Annotated in this window: 16 protein-coding genes and 1 pseudogene; 11 read left to right on the forward strand and 6 right to left on the reverse strand. The window is 63.9% G+C overall.

Translation table 11 applies throughout. From position 1 onward, the window contains the following. Positions 1 to 21: 21 nt before the first annotated feature. Genes JG746_RS19205 through JG746_RS19220 form a run of 4 tightly spaced genes read left to right on the forward strand, consistent with a single transcriptional unit; the run spans position 22 to position 4098 of the window. Positions 22 to 1209, forward strand: coding sequence for an MlaE family ABC transporter permease (locus JG746_RS19205; protein WP_202354231.1), 1188 nt, complete (start codon positions 22 to 24; stop codon positions 1207 to 1209). 3 nt (positions 1210 to 1212) lie between these two features. After that, a complete protein-coding gene (locus JG746_RS19210) occupies positions 1213 to 2022 on the forward strand; it encodes an ABC transporter ATP-binding protein (protein ID WP_202354232.1) in 810 nt (269 codons plus the stop codon). Positions 2023 to 2036: 14 nt separating this feature from the next. Next, positions 2037 to 3410, forward strand: coding sequence for an MlaD family protein (locus tag JG746_RS19215; protein WP_202354233.1), 1374 nt, complete (start codon positions 2037 to 2039; stop codon positions 3408 to 3410). Between the two features lie 37 nt (positions 3411 to 3447). Then, positions 3448 to 4098 carry an ABC-type transport auxiliary lipoprotein family protein gene (locus tag JG746_RS19220; RefSeq protein ID WP_202354234.1) on the forward strand — a complete coding sequence of 217 codons (651 nt, stop codon included), beginning with the start codon at positions 3448 to 3450 and terminating at the stop codon, positions 4096 to 4098. Positions 4099 to 4130: 32 nt separating this feature from the next. Here JG746_RS19220 and JG746_RS19225 read toward each other — a convergent pair. Beyond that, positions 4131 to 4746, reverse strand: a pseudogene (locus JG746_RS19225) (3'-5' exonuclease). A 96-nt stretch (positions 4747 to 4842) separates the two neighbouring features. Then, complete coding sequence (locus JG746_RS19230; protein WP_202354235.1) at positions 4843 to 11367, reverse strand: kinesin; 6525 nt, start codon at positions 11365 to 11367, stop codon at positions 4843 to 4845. 270 nt (positions 11368 to 11637) lie between these two features. Between JG746_RS19230 and JG746_RS19235 the strand changes: the two genes are divergently transcribed. The 3 genes from JG746_RS19235 (at position 11638) to JG746_RS19245 (ending at position 13715) form a co-directional block, all read left to right on the forward strand. Beyond that, positions 11638 to 12006, forward strand: coding sequence for an Hpt domain-containing protein (locus tag JG746_RS19235; protein WP_202354236.1), 369 nt, complete (start codon positions 11638 to 11640; stop codon positions 12004 to 12006). 99 nt (positions 12007 to 12105) lie between these two features. After that, positions 12106 to 12426: a 2Fe-2S iron-sulfur cluster-binding protein gene (locus JG746_RS19240; protein WP_202354237.1), complete on the forward strand. Its 321-nt coding sequence runs from the start codon at positions 12106 to 12108 to the stop codon at positions 12424 to 12426. Positions 12427 to 12683: 257 nt separating this feature from the next. Continuing rightward, positions 12684 to 13715 (forward strand): NAD(P)/FAD-dependent oxidoreductase, encoded by a 1032-nt coding sequence (locus JG746_RS19245; protein ID WP_202354238.1) that lies wholly within the window; start codon positions 12684 to 12686, stop codon positions 13713 to 13715. 9 nt (positions 13716 to 13724) lie between these two features. On the opposite strand, the gene JG746_RS19250 is transcribed toward JG746_RS19245, so the two are convergent. Both JG746_RS19250 and JG746_RS19255 read right to left on the reverse strand, forming a co-directional pair. Next, the gene (locus JG746_RS19250) at positions 13725 to 15206 is read right to left on the reverse strand and encodes an MDR family MFS transporter (RefSeq protein ID WP_202354239.1); all 1482 of its coding nucleotides are present in this window, start codon (positions 15204 to 15206) and stop codon (positions 13725 to 13727) included. Positions 15207 to 15433: 227 nt separating this feature from the next. Continuing rightward, positions 15434 to 16057, reverse strand: a complete 624-nt coding sequence (locus tag JG746_RS19255; protein ID WP_202354240.1) for a DUF922 domain-containing Zn-dependent protease — start codon at positions 16055 to 16057, stop codon at positions 15434 to 15436. A 100-nt stretch (positions 16058 to 16157) separates the two neighbouring features. On the opposite strand from JG746_RS19255, the gene folP reads away from it, so the two are divergent. From folP to folK, 3 genes are all read left to right on the forward strand, one after another. Further along, the gene (gene folP / locus JG746_RS19260) at positions 16158 to 17042 is read left to right on the forward strand and encodes a dihydropteroate synthase (RefSeq protein WP_202354241.1); all 885 of its coding nucleotides are present in this window, start codon (positions 16158 to 16160) and stop codon (positions 17040 to 17042) included. 70 nt (positions 17043 to 17112) lie between these two features. Beyond that, positions 17113 to 17472 carry a dihydroneopterin aldolase gene (gene folB, locus JG746_RS19265; protein ID WP_010909658.1) on the forward strand — a complete coding sequence of 120 codons (360 nt, stop codon included), beginning with the start codon at positions 17113 to 17115 and terminating at the stop codon, positions 17470 to 17472. Further along, a complete protein-coding gene (gene folK / locus JG746_RS19270; RefSeq protein WP_202354242.1) occupies positions 17456 to 17968 on the forward strand; it encodes a 2-amino-4-hydroxy-6-hydroxymethyldihydropteridine diphosphokinase in 513 nt (170 codons plus the stop codon). Before folB ends, folK begins: the two co-directional genes overlap by 17 nt. A 3-nt stretch (positions 17969 to 17971) precedes the next feature. Here folK and JG746_RS19275 read toward each other — a convergent pair whose 3' ends face one another. Both JG746_RS19275 and JG746_RS19280 read right to left on the reverse strand, forming a co-directional pair. Beyond that, on the reverse strand, positions 17972 to 18517 hold the full coding sequence (locus tag JG746_RS19275; RefSeq protein ID WP_202354243.1) for a DUF924 family protein: 546 nt from the start codon (positions 18515 to 18517) through the stop codon (positions 17972 to 17974). A 15-nt stretch (positions 18518 to 18532) separates the two neighbouring features. Further along, a complete protein-coding gene (locus JG746_RS19280; RefSeq protein WP_202354244.1) occupies positions 18533 to 20368 on the reverse strand; it encodes a monovalent cation:proton antiporter-2 (CPA2) family protein in 1836 nt (611 codons plus the stop codon). Between the two features lie 160 nt (positions 20369 to 20528). On the opposite strand from JG746_RS19280, the gene JG746_RS19285 reads away from it, so the two are divergent. Beyond that, a complete protein-coding gene (locus tag JG746_RS19285; RefSeq protein WP_202354245.1) occupies positions 20529 to 21518 on the forward strand; it encodes an AraC family transcriptional regulator in 990 nt (329 codons plus the stop codon). Positions 21519 to 21523 lie beyond the last annotated feature (5 nt).

The following is a 21523-nucleotide window of genomic DNA, read 5'->3' on the forward strand; positions in this document are numbered from 1 at the left end:
CGTCAGGCTAAACAGGACGCCATGTTGACCATCGGCAAGCGCGACGCAAGCGGCAGGACCGCCTCGGAGGCTGACCACCAACCACGCGTGGCGGTCGGCGAGGAAAGTGGCGTGCTCGGCTGCGCGTTTTCCGGAATCTGGACGACGCGGACCGTTGCGCTGATCGACGCCGACATGCGTAAGATCGAGAAACGAAGCGGTTTCAAGACCTTGGCGTTGGATCTTTCGAAAATCGAGAAGATCGATACCGCTGGCGCCTGGTTGATCGACCGGCTGGTCAGCGCCTTCGAGAAGAAGAACGTCGAGGTCCAGCTGCAAGGCCAAAGCGAGATCGCCGCCATCCTGCTCGACGCGGTCGGCGAGGCTGTCCGGCGCGAACCCGAATCCCGCCCGGCGCGGCCGCCCAACATCGTCATTCGCGCGCTTGAGGCGGTTGGCCGGCGCGTCTACGAGATGCGTGACGATTTCCTCGCCTCGATGAACATTCTGGGCGCCACCATCCGCGGCGCGCAGATGAAGCTCGGCCGTGGGCACGCCGTCAACCCGGCGGCAATCTTCAACCAGATCGACCGCATGGGCGTCGGCGCCATTCCGGTGGTGGTGCTGATGTCGGCCATCGTCGGCGCCATCGTCGCCCAGCAAGGCGCCTACCAGCTCAGCTATTTCGGCGCCGACATCTTCGTCGTCGACCTCGTCGGCGTGCTGATCCTGCGCGAACTCGGCGTGCTGATGACGGCAATCATGATCGCCGGCCGCTCCGGCAGCGCGATCACCGCCGAGATCGGCTCGATGAAGATGCGCGAGGAGGTCGACGCGCTGAAGGTCATCGGGCTCAATCCGATCGGCGTCCTGGTCTTTCCGCGCCTGGTGGCGCTGGTGATCGCCTTGCCTTGCCTGACGATCATCGCCAATTTCGCCGCACTCGGCGGCGGTATTCTCGCGGCCTGGCTCTATTCCGATATCCCGCCCGCCGCATTCATCGACCGATTGCGCGTCGCCATCGATCTCAGCACGATTTTCGCCGGGCTGATCAAGGCGCCGTTCATGGCCATGATCATCGGCACGATCGCTTCGGTCGAAGGCATGAAGGTCGGCGGCAGCGCCGAATCGCTCGGCCAGCACGTGACCGCTTCGGTGGTGAAGTCGATCTTCGTCGTCATTATCCTCGACGGGCTTTTCGCCATGTTCTACGCAGCGATCGCGTTCTGACAGATGGCGAAGGGCAACGGCATCAAGATGGCGGAAAAGGACGAGAACGAGATCGTCCTTTCGGTGCGCGACGTCACAGTTGCCATCGAGGACAAGCTGATCCTCGACAAGCTTTCGCTCGACATCAGCCGCGGCGAGATCCTGGGTTTCGTCGGCGCTTCTGGGGCCGGCAAGTCCGTCCTGTTGCGCACCATTCTCGGGTTGATGCCCAAACAGTCGGGAACGATCAAGCTGTTTGGCGTCGACGTGGACAAGGCAAGCGATATCGAGCGCCTGCGCATCGACATGCGTCTTGGCGTGCTGTTCCAGCATGGTGCGCTGTTTTCGGCGCTGACCGTGCAGGAGAATGTGCAGGTGCCGATGCGCGAATATCTCGACCTGCCGCGCAAGCTCATGGACGAACTGGCGCTGCTCAAGATCGAGCTGGTCGGACTGCCGCCGGACGCGGCGCAGAAATTTCCGTCAGAACTTTCCGGCGGCATGATCAAGCGTGCCGCTCTGGCGCGCGCCCTGGCGCTCGACCCGGACATCGTCTTTCTCGACGAGCCGACATCTGGCCTCGATCCGATCAGTGCTGCAGAATTCGACGAACTCGTCGTCAAGCTGCGCGACACCATGGATCTGACCGTCTATATGGTCACGCACGACCTCGACACGCTGTTTACCGCTTGCGACCACGTGGCGGTGCTTGGCAAGAAGAAAGTATTGGTCGAAGGCACCATCGACGACATGCTGAAAAGCGAGGAACCGTGGGTGAAATCCTATTTCCGCGGAAAACGCGCCCGCCAACTTGATCTTACCGCACGTGCTTAGCCATAAGTGAAATAATGGAAACCAGAGCCAACTACGTCATTGTCGGCATCTTCACGCTGGTTGCGATCCTGGCGGCGTTCGCCTTCGTCTACTGGACGGCGGCGATCGGTGACAGGGGCGAGACGACGTTGCTGCGCGTGCGCATCCCGGGTTCGGCGTCCGGCCTCGGTCGCGGCAGCTTCGTGCTGTTCAACGGCGTCAAGGTCGGCGACGTCAAGCGCGTTTATATCGACGTCGACAATCCGACCGTCGCCATCGCCGACACCGAGATCGACCGGATGACGCCGATCACCAAGTCGACGCAGGCCGATATCGGCCTTGCCGGCCTCACCGGGCAGGCCAATATCGAACTCAAGGGCGCCGACCCCAAGGAAGTAAAGCTCCTCGATCAGGCCGAGAAGGAAGGCAAGGTCGCCGAGATCGTCGCCAATCCCTCCGCAGTGACCAATCTGCTGCAGACGGCGCAAAACATCTTCACCCGTGCCGACAAGGTGTTGAGCGAACTCGAGGGCTTCACCAAGGATGTTCGCGGGCCGCTGACGCAGACCGTGCAGAACGTCCAGACATTCTCCGATGCGCTGGCCAAGAATTCCGACGGCATCGACAAGTTCCTGTCCAGTGTCAGCGCGCTGTCCGACGAACTGAAGGGCGTGTCAGGCAAGCTCGACGGCACGCTGAAGGCGGCAGAAGGCCTGCTCAATGCCGTCGACAGGGACAAGATCAAGAGCATCGTCGCCAATGTCGATACGGTGACCGCGAACCTCAAGCAGACATCGCAACAGCTCGACGGCGTGATCAAGAATGTCGATACGGCCGTCGGATCCGTCAATGACTTCGCCAAGCAGACACAGGGAACGCTGGCCAAGGTCGACGGCGTGCTCGACGGCGTCGACCCCGCGCAAGTGCGCGCGGCGCTGGCCAACATCCAGAAGGCCAGCGAAAACGCCAACAAGGCCGCCGCCGACATCGCAGCCGTGACCGACAAGTTCGCCAACCGCGCCGACGACATCGACCAGACGATCAAGGATGCCAAGCAGCTGGCGCAAAGGCTCAATGACGCCTCGGTGCGTGTCGACGGCATCCTCGCCAAGGTCGATAAATTGCTCGGCTCGGGGCAGGCCGACGGCCTGATGGCCGACGCCAGGGATACGCTGAAGTCGTTCAAGCAGGTTGCCGACACGCTGAATGCGCGGCTTGGCGTCATCACCGACAATCTGGCGCGCTTCTCCGGCCAGGGCTTGTCGAATGTCGAGGCGCTGGTGCAGGACAGCCGCCGCTCGATCACCCGCATCGAGGAGGCGGTCACGGATCTCAGCCGCAATCCGCAGCGCATTCTTTCGGGTGGCGACGGTGAGGTTCGGCAATTCGACGGCAGGGCCCGGCGTTGACTTCGGCATCGGTACGCCTCAAGAACATGAACTGCGGATGCGGGTTGATCTTACGATCCGGGGACAACGGGGATCGCGCGTGAAGTCGGTGTGGGTGAGAACGGGTGGATTGACACCGGCTGCGGCGCTGCTTGCGCTTTCGCTTGCCGGCTGTGCGGTACTGGGCGGCAAGCCTGCGCCGCTCGACACATTCGAGCTTTCGGCGCCATCGGTTGACGCCCAAGGCCACAGCCGCAAGCAAATCCTGATCGCACAGCCGTCGGCGCTCAAGGCGCTGGACAGCCAGAACATCGTCATCAAACCCTCCGACCGCTCGATCCAGTATCTGAAGGGTGCGCAATGGGCCGACCGCCTGCCGCTGATCGTGCAGGCGCGGCTGGCGGAGACCTTCCAGCGCTCCGGCAGCTTTGCCGGCGTCGGCAAGCCGGGCGAGGGACTGGCGATCGACTACCAGGTGATCGTCGAGATTCGGTCCTTCGAAGTGAGCGTCGACGGCGGCGAGCACGCCGAGGTCGACCTCTTCGTGCGCCTGCTCAACGATCGCAACGGCGAGGTGCGTGCTTCCAAGAGCTTCACCGCGTCCGCGCCGGTTTCTGGCAGCGGCAATCCTGCGTATGTGAAAGCGCTCGACAATGCCTTCGGAGATGCCGCCAAGCAGATCGTTCGCTGGACGGATTCGGTGATCTGAGCGGAACCCGGCCAGACGCCCCGAGCTAAAAGCTATAAGCGGTCGAAGACATCCGGCCGCAGCTTTCCGGCCTTCATCAGGTGCTGCAAGGTGTAGGTTACGGAAAGCGCATCGTCGAGTGCGTCGTGGCCCTGCAATGGCGGGTGTTCGACGCCATAATAGTCCGCAAGCTTGTTGCTCGGCGTCCGCGCCAGATCCTCGATCGGCATGCCGGCCGCGATCAGCAGCTTGACGGCATTATCAAACCGGGTGGCCGGGATGGAAGGCTGAATGCCCGCGACATAGCAGCTGATTGCCATCATGTTCAGCTCGTCCTTGCCCCAGGACCAGAAACGCGCGCCGTCGGAAAAGCGGTCGACCTCGGCAAGGGCTTCTCCCAGCGCGCGCCCTTCGGTTTCGATGTTTTCCTCAGTGATGCCAGTCAGTCTGGTGAAGAACGGGTCGAGAGCATATCGCCGGCCAAACCGATCGATCGGTCTGACATAGGCCTTGTGCGTGCCGAGTAGCGGAAAGTCGTCTTCGAGCCCAAGCCCTGACCGCGCCGATCTGCGCGATGACCGGGTCGGGATCGTGGGCCGCGCACCAGTACCGGCGCTGCGAGCCCTCAAGGCAGAGAAATTCGCAGTCGAAGATGATGGCCGTCTTCACGGTCGGTACCCGGCTCGTAGCGGTGGCGACGATGTTTAGCGCGTGCCGAAGTTCGGAGACAAGCGGGGCCATGGCCCCGCTTGTTCAATTCTTGGCCTAGTGCAGGCGCCCGCTGGCGTGGGCCAGCATGGTGTAGACCTTGCCGGTATCCGACGTCAGGTAGGTCTGCGCCATGATGTTGTCGCGGTCGTTGCGCGAGACATCCTTGAGCAGCTTCTCGAAGTCGTCGCAGTAACGGTCGACGGCGGCGCGGAATTCGGCCTCGCCCTGATATTTGCGGCGGATTTCGTCGAACGTCTGCTGACCCTTGAGCGTGTAGAGCCGGCGCGTGAAGACGTCCCGTTCGCCGCGCCGATAGCGGTTCCACAACTCGATCGAAGCATCGTGGTCGATGGCCCGTGCGATGTCGACGGACAGCGAGTTCAGCGATTCCACGACATGCAGCGGCGAGCGCTGGGCAGGGGCCGCGCGCGGTGCTTCCGCCGGCGCCGAGGGTGGTGCTGCCGGCCTGAGATCGGCATCGTTCGATGCCGCGGTCAGCAGGTCGCGCACCCAGCCGCCCTGCGGCGTGCGGGCGCCGGCGTCAGGACGCTGGCGCGGTGCCGCCTCGGCCGGACGCTCGAGATCGAGCGTGCCGCGCAGCGAGGCGCCGCCCAGCGGCGCCTGAGGCGTACGCAGCTCCGGCTGCGGAGCCGGCGCGCGGCGCGGCGGCTCGGCAGGACGTGCCGCCGGCGCTTGCGGGGCCGGGCGCAGATTGCGTGGCTCCGAGGTGTCGCCACCGCCGCGGCCGGACTTGGCGACGATGTCGGAGAGCTCCTTCAGGGCGTTGATCTGCTCGGAAACGGCGCGGCGGATGGCGGAGGTCGATTCCTTGGCCTCTTCCGGCATCTCGATGACGCCTTTCTTCAGCTCGGCGCGGGTGAGGTCGAGTTCGCTCTTGATAGAACCTGCGGTGCGCCGCATTTCCTCGGTCGCGTCGGCGAAGCGCTTGGTTGCCGAATCGACCACGTCGGTGATGGCGTTGCGGATCTTGTCGGCCGACTCCATCGTCTTGCCTTCGGCGTTCTGCAGCGTCTGGCCGACGAGGTTTTCGAACGAGCGCATGACCCTTTCGAGATCTTCCGACTTCTTGACCAGGCCGACGGCGAGATCCTCGAGCGACGACTGTCTTTCCAGCGTGTGCTCGAGATTGCTCTGGGCCGAGCTCAACAGGTCCGAGGCGCTGGCCAGCAGACGGCTGTGCTCATCGAACTTGGTGGCAATCGAGGCCACTTCGCGCAAGGTCGACGATGACAGTTCCGTCAGCCTTGTCGTGTTCGAATCGACCAGACGCGCCGAACTGGCGAAGGTCTGCGCCGCCTTTTCGGTGGTGGCCGCGAAGCTCTGCGTGCTGCCGGTCAGGCGTTCGTCGACCTGGCCGAGATTGACCGCGGCCTGCTCGATCAGCTGACCGAGCTGCGAGCTGGACTTGGTCATGCGGCCGATGAGATCGGCAACGCTGTCGGACAGCGACGAGCGGGCGCCTTCGACCGCCGACAAAGTCTCGGCGGTGCGGCTGGCGAGTGCGTTGACCAAGGCGGCATTTTCGCTGCGCAGCTTCTCGGTGGCGCGCTCGGTGACCTCTTCCATGCTCTTTTGCAGTTCCGAGCCGCCCTGGGCGAAGCGCTCGACCAGAGGCCGCGCGGTTTCGTCGAGGATTTTCGACATTTCGGCCGACCGCGCCGCAAGCATGGTGTTGAGTTCGCGGGTGTTGGCGCCGATCGTCTTGGCGGCATCGTTGGTGCTCTGGCCGATATGCTGGCCAACAGCGGTAAAGGTCTCGGCGATCACATTGGCGCGCGAAACGAGCTGCGCCTCGGCGCTCGACACCTGCTCGTTGAGCCTCTGGCCCATCGTCTCGGTGGTGTAGGCGAGGCGGTTCTCGACGCTGGCGATCTGCTCCTCGACACGGGCGGCCGCGGCCGCCGCGCTCGACGCAAGGCGCTCGTCGGCGCCGGCAAGTGCCTGCTCGATTTCGCGGGCGTGCACGGCCAGTTCCTGGCCGGTCTGGCGCGCGCGGTCGGCAACCTTCTGCTCGGTAGTGGCGAAAGCCCCGACGATGGTCTGCGCGTGCTCGCCGATCGTCGACGAGCTGTCGGCGATGCGCGCGACCAGGCGCTGGTCGGCCTCGTCGAAGATGCGGCCGATTTCCGACGCGCGGTTGGACAGCGCGTCCGAGCCTTCGGCGATGCGCGAGACCAGTTGCTGGTCGGCGGCGTCGAAGATGCGGCCAAGGTCCGAGGCGCGGGCAGCGAGCGCCTCGGCGGATTCGCCGATGCGCACGCCGAGCCGCTGGTCGGCGCTCTCGAAGTTGCGCAGGATGTCGCCGGCGCGTGCGGCCAGCGACTGTGCGGTCTCGATGGCGCGTGCGACCAGTTTCTGGTCGGCCGCGTCGAACGTGCCGGCGATCTCGCCTGCACGAGCCGCCAGATGATCCGCGGTATCCTGGGCGCGGGCAGCGAGCTGCTCGGCCGTTTCCTGGGCACGGGCGGCGAGCTTCTGGTCCGCCAGCTCGAAGGTGCCGGCGATTTCGCCGGCTCGGGCGGCCAGCTGATCGGCGGTTTCGTGGGCACGCGCCAGCAGCGAGCTGGAGGTGTCGTCCGCACGGGCGAGCAAAGCGTTGGACGTATCTTCGGCTCGGGCGTGGAGGCGACGATCGGCTTCCTCGAAGGTGCGGGCAATGTCTTCGGCTCGCGCCAAAAGCGCTGCCGAGGTCTGTTCAGCGCGCTCGGCGATCTTGCGGTCGGCGTCGCTGAAGGCCGCACCGGCCTGCTCATGCAGCGTGCTGGTGACTTCCAGGACCTTGTCGCGCAAGGCGCCGGCAACGAAGACCGCGCTCTTCTCGAGCACGCTGCGAACGTTGTCGACGCCGGTCGTGAGCGCGCGCTCCATGGTTCCGGCGCGTTCCTCGATGATGCCGGTCTGACGGCTGAACGCCTGCTCGATCTTCTCCACATCGGCGGCGATCGCGGCCGAAATGTCGGTGCTCCTGGCGGCGATCTGGTCGATGTGGCCGGAAAGCGAGCGGTCGACCTCCTTGCGGGTCTCGGCGAGCTTGCCGAGATCGTCTTCCAGCGCGCGGCTCAGCATGTTGCGGCCTTCGGCCAGCTTGCCGACATGGCCGGCGATGACGCCGTCGATATCGCCGCGGCTTTCGCTCAGCATCTGCAGGTCGGCTTCGAGGGCGCGCTTGAGAATGTCGCGGCCTTCGGCCAGCTTCTCGACCTGGCCGGCAACCAGGCCGTCGATGCTCGAACGGCTCTCGGCCAGCTTGGCGAGATCGGCTTCGAGGGCGCGTTTGAGAACGTCGCGGCCTTCGGCCAGCTTCTCGACCTGGCCGGCGACCAGGCCGTCGATGCTCGAACGGCTTTCGGCCAGCTTGGCGAGATCATCCTCCAGCGCCCTCGACAGGGTCGAGCGCTCCTGGACAAGCCTGTCGGCGTGGCTGCTGACCAGGCCGCTGACGCTCTCGAGATCGGCTTCAAGGGCACGTGCGAACTGGGCGCGGTCATCGACGAGCTTCTGAGACTGGTCGGCAACGGTACTCCGGATTGTATTGAGGTCAGTTTCCAAAGCCCGTTTGAGGATATCCCGGCCTTCGGCAAGCTTCTCGACCTGGCCGGAAACCAGCCCGTCGATGCTCGACCGGCTCTCGGCGAGTTTGGCCAGATCGTCTTCCAACGCCCTGGACAGCGTCGACCGGTCTTGCACCAGCTTTTCGCCATGGGAATTGACGAGGCTGTTGACGCTTTCGAGATCGGCTTCCAGCGCCCGGGCGAATTGGGCGCGGTCGTCGACCAGCTTCTGCGACTGGTCGGCAACGGTGCTCTTAATGGTGTTGAGGTCGGCTTCGAGGGCGCGCTTGAGAATGTCGCGGCCTTCGGCCAGCTTCTCGACCTGACCGGCAACCAGGCCGTCGATGCTGGAGCGGCTTTCGGCGAGCTTTGCGAGGTCATCCTCGAGAGCCTTCGACAAGGTCGAACGATCCTGAACCAGCCTGTTCATATGGTCGGCGATGACGCTGTTCACATTCTGCAGGTCGGCTTCAAGGACCCGCGAAAGCTGTCCGCGATCCTCCGCCAGTCTTTCCGACTGGCTCGATATGACACCCTTGATTGTGTTGAGGTCCGATTCCAGCGCCCGCCTGAGAATGTCGCGGCCTTCGGCCAGCTTCTCGACCTGACCGGCGACGAGGCCGTCGATGCTCGAGCGGCTTTCGGCCAGCTTGGCAAGGTCGGCCTCGAGCGTCTGCGACAGCAGGCTGCGGTCGCTGGCAAGCCTTCCCGAGTGATCGTCGAGCAGGCCCCTGATGCCCGAGAGGTCGTCCTCGAGCGAACGACCGAGTTGGCTGCGGTCTTCCACCAGCTTTGCCGAATGCGCCTCGATCAGGCCCTTGATGCCGGCAATATCGTTTTCCAGGGCCCTGGCGAGCACCGCGCGGCCCTCGGCGATCTTCTCGACCTGGCCGGCGACCAGCCCGTCAATGCTGGCGCGGCTGTCGGACAATTTGCCGAGGTCGGCTTCCAGGGCGCGCGACAGGATGTTGCGGCCTTCAGCGAGTTTTCCAACATGGCCGGCGACCATTTCATCAATGATCGTACGGGCTTGCACGAGCTTTCCTGAGTCTTCGTTGAGAGCCAGCGAAAGCCGGTTGCGGCCTTCTTCCAGCCGTTCGAGATGGCTGCCAAGCGATGCGTCGATGGCGGCGCGCGATTCGTTGACCTTGCGCAGATCCTCTTCGAGGGCGCGCGCGATCAGGCTGCGGCCTTCGGCCAGCTTCTGCACCTGGTTGGTCACGGCGGCATCGATGCCGGCGCGGCCTTCGGCGAATTTCTCCAGGTCCGCCTGCATAGCGGCTGCCATGCGCTCGCGGCTTTCGGACAGCTTGCGGCTGTGGTTCTCGACGGCTTCCTCGATGCCGACGCGGGCGTCGGCAAGCCGCTGTATGTCGCTGTCGAAGGAACGCGAGACGACATGACGCGCCGCTTCCATGCGGCCGGCAAAGTCGCTGGCGCGGGCCTCCAGCATGCTCGATGTCGAGGTGACGATGTCGGCCATGTCGGCGCCGATCTGCGTCTTGCCCTGATCGATCATCGCAGCCAGCGTATCCTTGCTTTCGGCGAAGGTGTGGGCGATTTCGCGGGCGCGCTCGACCAGCGTCTCGTTGATCTGGCGGGCGCGGGCCTCGAGCGCGGCGTTGAGCTTCTGCGTGCCGGTGTCGAGTGCCTCGGCGCGGGTCTGGAACTCGCTGATCAGCGCCTGGCCGCGTTCGGCGAGCGTGCGCTCGATGCCGTTGAGGCTGGCTTCGAATTCCGAATTGAGAGTGCGCGCGGCGCCGCCAAGCAGCGACACCATGCCGGTCGTGCGATCGTCGAGCAGATCGGTCAGCGACCGGGTCAGACCGTCCGTTGTGTCCGTCAGCTTGGCAATGCGCGTGTCGAGAAGGCTGGCGAAGGCCTCGCCGGAGGTCGAAAGCCTGTCGGTGATGTTCTCGAGCCGGCCCTCCACCGAATCGAAGATCGACATCGAGCTTTCATTGATGCGATCGATGAGCGTGTCGCCGGAATTGGTGATCGTCATCGACAGCTTGGTCGATGCATTGAGGATCGAGTCGCGGATGATGTCGCTGGCGGCGCCGATTTCGTCCTTGAGCGTCTCATGCGCACCGGCGATCGAGGCGCGGACGCGTTCGGCATGGGTGACGACCGCCTCGCGCTCGCTGCCGAGCCCGTCGACCAGCGAACGGATGCGGGTTTCGTTTTCCGAATAGGAGCGCTCGATCTGGTTGACTTCGCTGTGGACCAGCGTTTCCAGTTCGACGGCACGGGCCAGCGTGCGTTCGATGCCTTCGCCCATGGCCGCCACCTCGCGGCGAACGGCCTGGCCGATCATCATGACGCGATCCTGCGCCATGTTTTCAGGCTCGGTCAGGCGGAAAGCCACTTCCGTCATCGACTGGGCGGCAATGCGCATGTCCTGGGCGCGGCGAATCATGGCCGCGAAGGCCCAGAACAGGATGATCGGCACGATCGCCGCGACGGCGAGGCCAATCAGCTCGGGACGGGCAAGGAACTGGTCGAGGGTGCGAATCTTCCAGATGCTCGGTCCGAACAGCAGGTTGGCGAGCCCGCCGGCGCCCGCGATCCAGGCGAGCGAGACAAAGGCGACGATCCAGTAGACGGTGTTGGAGGCGCGCCGGTTGAGGCTGTGCAGGAGGGTCTTGTAATCCTTCTGGCGATCGTCATTGGCCGGCGCAAAGCCCGTGGGCTGCGTGCCATTGCCATTGCGTGTCTCCACAGGGCGCAGTTCGGCCGGCTTGGCCTTCGGCGCGGCATTCGCGGGCTGATTGGCAATGGGGGCGGCCTGATTGGCGGCGGGCGCCGGCTTCTGGTTGCGTCCCTCGCGGGCCAGCTCGTCGGCGGCCTGGGATATCTGCGCTTCCAGATCTTCCATCGAAGCCGCGATATCGAGATCACCGCTGCCGATATCGCCGCTGAGGTCGAGATCGAGCGCTTTTTCCAGTTCCCTGGCCACGTCGCTGTCGAGATTTCTCGTCGTCGTCGTCGTTGGTTTCTTTGCCATGCCTTCGCTACCCTGTACTAGCTGCCGCGGGCTTATAATTGTCTTTGTCGTACCCCGCGCAGGAGGCTGAAAATGGACCCCTCGTATCGTAATGACACAGGGGGGTAAAGAAAACATGCATTCCGCGGGATACGTAAAACTTTAAATATAAGGTTAACGGAAGCGTGATTTGGGCGCCGCTTTCGCAACATTTTTCCGGGCCATCCATTAACCCGTTGTCCATTGGATTCGCCTAGTTTTCAGGCGGCCGAAGAAACGGAGTTCGAGTTCATGCGTGGCGAAAGCGGCATTGCCTTTTCAATGCCCGGAGGCGACGTCTCGGGAACCAGGCAGTCCCGACCGGTCGATTTGGCACACCTTGCCCGGCAGACGATGGGCGACCGCGCCCTCGAGCAAGAGGTGCTGGCGCTGTTTGTACAGCAGGCGCTGTCGGTACGCGACAAAATAGTCGATGCCGATCTCAAGGACCGGCTTCTGCTGGCGCATGGGTTGAAGGGGTCGGCTCGCGGCGTCGGTGCCTTTGCCATCGCCGATTGTGCCACCGAGATCGAGCGGCAGCCGGATAACGCCCAGACCCTCAAGCGGCTCGGCAAACTGATCGACGAAGTGCGCGATTTCATCGCCGCCATCAATCGCTGACCCGGTTTGTGGAAAAACGTCACGGAGCGGCGCTTTCGCGCGGCAGTTGACTTGTCTGCCGGAGTGATTATCTCGGGCGAAACTCCCTTCAGGTGACAAATGACCAAGCTGACCTTCTTTGCCCATGACGGCACACAATTCGACGTGGACGCCGAAAACGGCTCGACGGTCATGGAAAACGCCATCCGCAACGCCGTGCCGGGGATCGAGGCGGAGTGCGGCGGCGCCTGCGCCTGCGCCACCTGCCATGTCTATGTCGACGAGGCCTGGACGGCGGAAGTGGGCGAGCCGGAGGCGATGGAAGAGGACATGCTGGACTTCGCCTACGACGTCCAACCGAACTCGCGGCTGTCCTGCCAGATCAAGGTGCGCGACGCGCTTGACGGCCTGGTTGTGCGGGTGCCCGAGCGCCAGGGCTAAGGCGTGTTGATATTCAGGTGATGCCGGCCTGCAAACGGCGGTTTCCTGCGCTTCCCCGTTCTACTGCGTCGCAGTAGAACTGAGCTCACGTACGAAAAGTACGCTCCGCTCCGGTTCTCGGAACCCACCGTTTTCGGCTCGGCCTGACCTGTATCTCAATACGCCTTCAGCCTACACTCCATTTCTTTTGACATTGGCTGCTTGGCAGCAGGTCACGGCTCATGCAGTCTCATCCCATTCCCATGGGGACACATCGCATGACCGAAGCAATCAAGACGGACGTTCTCATTGTCGGGGCAGGGCCTGTCGGCCTTTTCGCCGTGTTCGAACTCGGCCTGTTCGACATGAAATGCCACCTGATCGATATCCTCGACAAGCCCGGCGGCCAATGCGCGGAACTCTATCCGGAAAAGCCGATCTACGACATCCCCGGCTGGCCTTCGATTTCGGCGCAAGGGCTGGTCGACAAGCTGCTCGAGCAGATTCATCCGTTCAAGCCTGACTTCACCTACAACCGCATGGTCTCCAGCCTCGAAAAGCTGGAGGACGGCACCTTTCGCGTCACCACCGACGAGAACGAGGTGTTCGAGGCCAAGGTGGTGGTGATCGCCGCCGGCGGCGGCTCGTTCCAGCCCAAACGCCCGCCGATCCCCGGGATCGAGCCCTATGAAGGCAAGAGTGTCTTCTATTCGGTGCGCCGGATGGAGGATTTTCGCGGCCACGACCTTGTCATCGTCGGCGGCGGCGACTCGGCGCTCGACTGGACGCTGAACCTGCAGCCGGTGGCGAAAAGCGTGACGCTGGTCCATCGGCGTCCCGAGTTCCGCGCGGCGCCCGACAGCGTCAACAAGATGTACGCCATGCAGGAGATGAAGCAGCTGGATTTCAAGGTCGGCCAGGTGACCGGGCTCACCGGCGCCGATGGCCAGCTGTCATCGGCCACCATCAAGGGCGGTCCGGACGGCGATATCGAAGTGCCGTGCACACGCATGCTGCCCTTTTTCGGCCTGACCATGAAGCTCGGACCGATCGCGGAGTGGGGGCTCAATCTCCACGAAAACCTGATCCCGGTCGACACCGAGAAGTTCCAGACCTCGGTGCCCGGCATTTTCGCGGTCGGCGACATCAACTGGTATCCGGGCAAGCTGAAGCTGATCCTGTCGGGCTTCCACGAGGTGGCGCTGATGGCGCAGGCCGCCAAGCGTATCATCAGCCCCGGCGAACGGATCGTGTTCCAGTACACGACCTCGTCGACAAGCCTGCAGAAGAAGCTCGGCGTGGTGGAGTAAAGAGCGCTTCTATTCCGCGAGGACGGGCGCGGCCGCCTCGTCGCGGCCACGCAGTGGCTTTTCCGGCATCAGTATCATTGCGACAAGCCCCAGCATCAGCGTGATGCCGGCGGTGATGAAGATCATCACGAACGGCAACGCCGATGTCAGCTGAATGTGCGTCTGCGAGCCCTCGGCGGAGAGGGGCAGGCCATAACCGAGCGCGACCGCGCCAAGCAAGGCGACGCCCAGCGCGCCCCCCAGCGTGCGCATGAAGGTCAGCACGCCGGTGGCAACCCCGAGATGGGTTCGATCGACGGCGTTCTGGACAGAGACGGTCGCGACCGGGAATGTCGTTCCGCCGCCCAGCCCGATCAAGGTGGTCAGGATCTCGACCTCGAGCAGCGAGGCGTGTCCGGCTATGGCACTGAGCACGCCGATGCTGACAATGGCCAAGGCGATGCCGATCATGGCGATACGCTTGTAGTGCACGAAGCGGGGGATCAGGCGGCCGCTGGAAGCGGCACCGGCGACCGTGCCGAGCAAAAGGCCGAGCATGGCCATTCCCGATTCGCTGACGGAAAGCCCGATCACTGTTTGCAGATAGACCGGCAGGTAGACCGAGGCGCCGATATTGGCCGCCTGCAGCAGGAACATGGACAGCGCACCGGCGAGGACGATCGGGTTGCCCAGCACTTCGAGCGAAATCAACGGTTCGGCGGCCCTCAGCAGCCTCAATGCGAACAGCACCCAGAACACAGCCGAACCTGCCACCAGGCCGAGGATTTCGCGCGAAACCCAGGGATAGGTGCTGCCGCCCCAGTTGAGCGCCAGAAGCAGGAGTGCGGTGGCGATGACCAGAAGCACGGCGCCCAACCCGTCGATGCGGTGATGTTTGGCCGCGATCGGCAGTTTCTTCAGCGGCTTGTTGATGATCGCCATGGCCAGGAGCCCAAGCGGAATGTTGATCCAGAAGATCAGCGACCAATGCAGATGCTCGGCAAAGGTACCGCCCAGCAGCGGCCCGGCAATGCTGGCGACGGCCCAGGTGCCCGAGACCCAGGCCGCATAGCGTGCGCGTTCGCGCGGCGGCACGAGGTCGCCGATGACGGTTTGCGCCAGCGCAAACAGGCCGCCGCCGCCGGCACCCTGGATCGCGCGTCCGATCACCAGCACGAACATGTTGGGGGCCAGGGCACTGACCAGCGATCCGACGAGGAAGATGAGGATCGCCGCGTAAATGGTCGGTCGGCGGCCATAAACGTCGGAAATCTTGCCATAGAGCGGCGCCACGGCGGTGGCGGTCAGGAGATAGGCGGTGACCATCCAGGGCAGATATTCGGCGTGGCCGAGCGCTCGCGCGATGGTCGGCATGGCGGGTGCGATGATGGTCTGGTCGAGCGCCGCCAACAGCATGGACAGAAGAACGCCGCCGATGATGGCGTTCTTCTCGCTTTCGGTCAGCGGCGTGGCGGCAGCCGCCATGGTCTGCTTGTCGACAGCCTGATCCATAGTCTTGTCCATATGCCTTGCGCGATCCGGTCGACGATTGGGCTTGCCTGGTGCGTTCGCCGCGCGATCGGTCTTGGTGCTCGTGCCTTGAGGGTCGTGCCTTGCCAACCCGTGATATGTCGTTCCGTTTGGGCCGATTTCGACTGCCATTCGAGAGTTTTTCGAGGCTGGCACTATGCTTCGGCTGGGTTGGCTTGCATCGGCGCCATTGCTCGCGCCGACGAAATTCAGGCCGGCGGCGGGAGTCGGCCGTTCTCGATGCGCTGGATACGATAGCGCATGAGCCGCAGGATACGGCTTTCGAAATTGACGCTTTCGACGCGATCGAACTGCACCTGGGCGCGGTCGTGCCTGGCGAGAACGGCGGCGGTGATCTCGGCCGCCTTGGCCTTGGCCGTATCGCAATCCGCGCGCGGATAGGTTGCCTTCAGGGCGTTTTCCAGCTCGCGGCCATAGTTCTTGGCGATCTCGACATGGCGTTCTTCATGGCGCTTGATGTCGGCGGCCAGCGTGTCCCAGAACAGCTTCACATCGGGATCGGCCTTGCGCGGTCGGCGCCATTCCGGAAGGATTACCTTGACCTTGACCGTCACGGCCGCGTCGGCGATCCGGCAGGAGCCAGCCTGCCTGGCGTAGCTGATACGGGTGGTGAAGGCCATCTGGGTGGCGCCGGGGTGGCGCGAGCCCGTGCTTTTGACCTGCGGTCCACGTGTGGAGAGCTGCTTCTCGATGTCTTCGAGCGTGCTGCCGCCAATGGAAAAATAGCTGTATGTCTTGACGAGATTGGCCGCGCCCGCCGGGACGGCGGTCACGGCAAGCAGCAGCGCGCAAAGCAGGGATCGTTTCATCATATTGCCTCTTCAACCACCTTGCTTTACGGCCGTTGCCGGCGCAACGGAATTGATCCTTTGCGGATCACACATCGTTGATGAGCCCCATGGTAGATGAGCAATGACGGCAAGGCGATGGCAGCTGGGGCATGGACGTCATCTCGACCTTGGCGGCTGGGCCGTGGTCGTCGGCATCCTCAACGTCACCCCTGACAGCTTTTCCGACGGTGGCCTGTTCGATGCGCCCGAAGCGGCGCTGGCCCAGGCGCGGCGCATGATCGGGGAAGGGGCAGGGATCATCGATGTCGGCGGAGAATCGACCCGGCCGGGCGCCGCGGCCATCTCGGCCAGCGAGGAGCAAGCGCGCGTGCTGCCCATAATCGAGGCCCTGGCGAGCGCTGGCGACGTGCTGATCTCGGTCGACACCTATCGTGCCGACACCGCGCGGCTGGCCGTGGCTGCCGGCGCCCATATCGTCAATGATGTCTGGGGCTTGCAGCGAGAGCCCGACATTGCGCGTGTCGCGGCCGAAACAGGGGCCGGGCTCATCATCATGCATACAGGGCGGGGTCGCGAGAAACTCCCCGACGTCATCGCCGACCAGGTGGCGTTCCTGGACAAGTCGCTGGAGATCGCCCGTCAAAACGGCATTGCGGACGATCGCATCGTGCTCGATCCCGGTTTCGGCTTCGCCAAGGAGACGGCTGAAGAAAATCTCGACCTGATGGCGCGGTTTTCCGAGCTCCATGCACTTGGCTTTCCACTGATGGCAGGCACTTCGCGAAAACGCTTCATCGGCACCGTTACCGGCCGCGATGCGGCCGATCGCGCCGTCGGGACGGCGGCGACCAGCGTCATTCTCAGGCTCAAGGGCGCGCATCTGTTTCGCGTCCATGATGTCGCAATCAACGTGGACGCGCTGGCCATGGCGGATGCTATGCTGGCTCGTGAAACCGCCGCATCGGCCCGAAAATCGGAATCGATTTTCGGAAAGCACGATGCGTAGATTCAAAAGTGTAGAGCGTAGTTTGTGCGTCCAAGCGGACGCACGTCGCTCTAGATCGGGACGCTGAGCCATGTATGTCATCCGCCTGAAGAACTGCGCCTTCTTTGCCCGGCATGGCGTGCTCGACGAGGAGGAGGCGCTCGGCCAGCGTTTCTATGTCGACGCGGTGCTGTCGGTCGAACCCGGGCGCGCGCTTGTCGACGACGCCATAGAGGAAACCGTCAACTACGGCATTGCCTTCACGGTGATCGAAAAGATCATCACCGGTGAGCGGCGCTTCCTGATCGAGGCCCTGGCGATGGAAGTGGCAAAGGCGCTGACGGAGCGGTTTCCGCAGATCAGGCGGGCCGAAATCACCGTGCGCAAGCCGAACGCGCCGGTGCCTGGCGTGCTCGATTATGTCGAGGTGACCGTTGTCTGGCCCGAGTAACACCGTCTACCTCAGCCTTGGCGGCAATCTGGGCGATCCAGCGGCCTCGATGGCGGCGGCGCTGCGCATCCTCGACGCCGATGCGGACGCGCGCGTCACCGCCGTTTCCTCGCTTTACCGCACGCCGCCCTGGGGCAAGCTCGACCAGCCGGATTTCCTCAACGCCGCGGCCGAACTGTCGACCCGGCTCTCGCCGCGGGCGCTGCTCGACCTCTGCCTCGACGCGGAGCGGAAGCTGAAGCGGGTGCGTGAGGAGCGCTGGGGGCCGCGCCTGATCGATATCGACATTCTGGTATTCGGTGACCGCGTCATCCACGAGACCGGGCTGGAAGTGCCGCATCCGCGCATGCTGGAGCGCGCCTTCGTGCTGGCGCCGCTGGCCGAGATCGCGCCGGGCCTTGCCGTCGGCGGGCGAAGCGTGTCGGAGCGGCTCGGCGCCGTCGACGCCGCCGGCATCGAGCGGTTGCCGTCCGGCCGGGATTGGTGGCTGGCGTAACGATCAGCCGGAAAATCCGCCTTCGTCGAGAAATGCCTGCTCCTGCGGTGTCGTCTCGCGGCCAAGCATCTTGTTGCGGTGCGGAAATCGGCCGAAGCGCTGAATGATATCGCGATGCTCCAGGGCGTATTTCAGGTTGAACTCGGCTTTGGCGGTGTGCAGTTCGACCGAAATATCCTGGTCGGCAAGATTTTCCGCATGTTCGAACGGCAGATACAGAAACACGCGGAGTTCCGGTTCCAGCGCCAGGTCATGCCCGGCAGCGACCGCCTTTTGAGCAAAATGCTTCGCCAGCGGGTCGGTGGCGTACATATGGCCGGTGCCGCGGAAGCAATTGCGCGGAAACTGGTCGAGCAGGATCATCAGCGCCAACGAACCTTCTGCATGGTCCGACCAGGTGTCGCATTCGCGCCGGGCCGCGGCGTAGTGCAGGTCGAGAAAGCGGTCGCGGAAATCGGCATCGAAAGCCTCGTTCTTCTCGAACCATGCATCCTCGCCGGCGTCGCGCCAGAATTTGGTGACCGACAGGGCCCTGCTGTCCAATTCCATGCGTATTCCTTTGGTTCAATCGGCTGTTTCGGATTTGTGCAGAACGCCGGCCGTCTCCTCGTTGAGGGCCTGGCCGGGACGGCGCGGCGTGGAGAGCGGCGTCGGGATCGGCGTGCCGATATTGCCCCGCAAGAAGCGTTGGCCGGCGCGAATGCCTTCGGCGAGCTGGGTTTCGAAACGGTCGGTATCGCGGCGCCGGACGTCTTCGATCGTTTCCGCCACCTCTTCGGGATCGACGCCAAGCGATTCCAGGGCCGAGCCGCCAAAAACCAGCGCCGATTCGAAGGTTTCGCGCAGCTGATAGTCCACGCCTGCGCGAATGAGCTGTAGCGCCGTGCCGCGGTCGTAAGCCCGGGCAAGCACGGTGAGCAGCGGAAATTCCGCCTTGATCAACTGGGCGATGCGAACGGCCACATCGGCCTTGTCGACGCAGATCAGCACGGCGCGCGCCCGGCCGGCGCCGGCCGCATGCAGGATATCCAGCCGCGTGCCGTCGCCATAGTAAACCTTGAAGCCGAAATCGGCGGCTGCCTGAATCATCTCGACATCATTGTCGATGATCGACACATCGATGCCGCGCAGCAGCAGCGGCTGACTGGCGATCTGGCCGAAGCGGCCGAAGCCGATGATCAGCACGCTGCCGGTCAGGCCGTCGGCGACGTCGACGCCATCGAGCGACTGCTCATCGCGCGGCGTGACATAGCGCAGGGCGATGATCGCCAGCGGCGTCAGCACCATGGAGATGATGACGATTGCCGTCAGCGTCGCGTTGGCCTGGTTGTCGATGATGCCGACGGCGGCGGCGGCGGAGTAGAGGACGAAGGCGAATTCGCCGCCTTGCGCCATGAAGACCGCGCGTTCCATCGCTTCGCGATGGCCGGTCTTGAGGATGCGGGCGACGATGTAGATGCCAAGCGCCTTCATGACCATGTAGGCGACGACATAGACGGCGATCAGCCTCCAGTTCGCGGCCACCACATGCAGGTCGAGCGACATGCCGACCGCCAGGAAGAACAGGCCGAGCAGGATGCCGCGGAACGGCTCGATGTCGGCTTCGAGCTGATGGCGGAAGGTCGATTCGGACAGGAGAACGCCGGCCAGGAAGGCGCCCATCGCCATCGACAGGCCGCTGAGCTGCATGGCGAGCGCCGATCCGAGCACGACCAGCAATGCCGCCGCCGTCATCACCTCGCGGGCACGGGCATCCGCCAGGATGCGGAAGAAGGGATTGAGCAGATAGCGCCCCGCCAGCACCAGTCCGACGATCGCGGCAAGGCCGATGCCGACCTCGGTCAGCCGCTCCGACAGGCTGGTGTCGGCACCTCCGGGCGCCAGGAACGCTATCAGGGCCAGCAGCGGCACGATGGCCAGATCTTCCAAGAGCAGGATGGAGACGATGCGCTGGCCCTTCGGCGAGGCGATTTCGCCGCGTTCCTCGAGAAGCTGCATGACGATCGCCGTCGAGGTCAGCACGAAGCCGGCCCCGGCGACGAAGGATTGCGAAACCGGAAAACCGCCGGCCATTCCCACGCCGGTCAACAGGACCGCGCAGACCCCAACCTGCAGCGCGCCGAGTCCGAAGATTTCGCGCCGCAGGCCCCAAAGCCGCGACGGCTGCATTTCCAGTCCGATGATGAACAGGAACATGACGACGCCGAGTTCGGCGACGTGGAGGATGGCTCCCGATTCGGAAAAGATGCGAAGACCAAACGGACCGATCACCACGCCGGCGGCCAGATAGCCCAGGATCGAGCCGAGGCCCATGCGCTTGAAGATGGGGACGGCAACAACGCCCGCGGCAAGCAGCGCCACCACCTGAATGAGATCGCTGCCCGACGCTTCCGCTGCCATGCCTCTTGTCCCTATGTCCGACAGCACTCCTTGCATGCAGTTGGAGCGGGAGGCAAGGGTGGGGAGCCTGCCAGGACGGGTAGGTGCCGTTGAAGCGTCTCCCCTGGTGGAATAACTCTCTGCGGTTGTCTGTCGGACGATTGGTGTCTATATCGGCGGGATGACTATCCATTCGTCCCGGCCTTCTCCGCCGTCGCCTATTCCGATGGATGCGCTGAGCGAAGTCCTACAAGACTTTCGCTTGAGTGGCGTCAACTATGGCCGTTGCGAGCTCCGACATCCCTGGAGCATCGAGTTTCCGCAACAATCGCTGCTTCGTTTTCACTTTGTCGGTCGAGGTCCTTGCTGGATCCATACCGAAGCGCAAGGCTGGCAGGAGTTGCGCGATGGCGATCTGGCGTTGCTGCCGCAAGGCATCGCCCATCGGCTGGCCAGCGCGCCGGACGTTGTGGGCGGCTCGCTCGATGATTGCCGGGTAACCAAGGTGGGGAGCAACGTCTGCGAAGTCGTGCGGGAAGGCACGGGCGCGACGAGCACCCTTTTCTGCGGCTCAATGGCCTTAGGCGCCTGTGCTTTGAACCCATTGATCACACTGATGCCGCCTATCATCAAGGGGTGCGACGTAGCCGGCAATGACCCGGTGGTTGGTCCGTTGCTGGCGGCCATGACCGCGGAGGCCGCGCACCCGCAGATGGGCAGCGCCACGATTTTGTCGCGTATGGCGGACCTGCTGACAGCCCGGCTCATTCGCTGCTGGGTCAATTGTACCGGCGCTTCGACCACCGGTTGGCTCGCTGCCATCCGCGATCCCCATATTGGCCGCGCTCTGGCAGCCATGCACAGAGACCCCGGCCACAACTGGACGCTCGAAAGCCTCGCCAGCCTGGCAGGCCAATCGCGCTCGATTTTCGCCGAGCGCTTCAGCGCTGTGTTGGGAGAGGGTGCCGCACGCTATCTCGCCCGTTTGCGTATGCAGCTTGCCCGCGAGTTGTTGGGGCAAAACGGCTTGTCGGTGGCCGAGGTTGCCACCCGTTTGGGTTATGATTCCGAAGCATCCTTCGCTCGCGCCTTCAAGCGCATCACCAATGTCTCGCCGGGCGTTGTGCGTCGCACAATTCCCGGACGAATAGACATGAATTTCGGATTTTGAGATAC

It is taken from the genome of Mesorhizobium sp. 113-3-3, assembly GCF_016756495.1.
GTDB lineage: Bacteria > Pseudomonadota > Alphaproteobacteria > Rhizobiales > Rhizobiaceae > Mesorhizobium.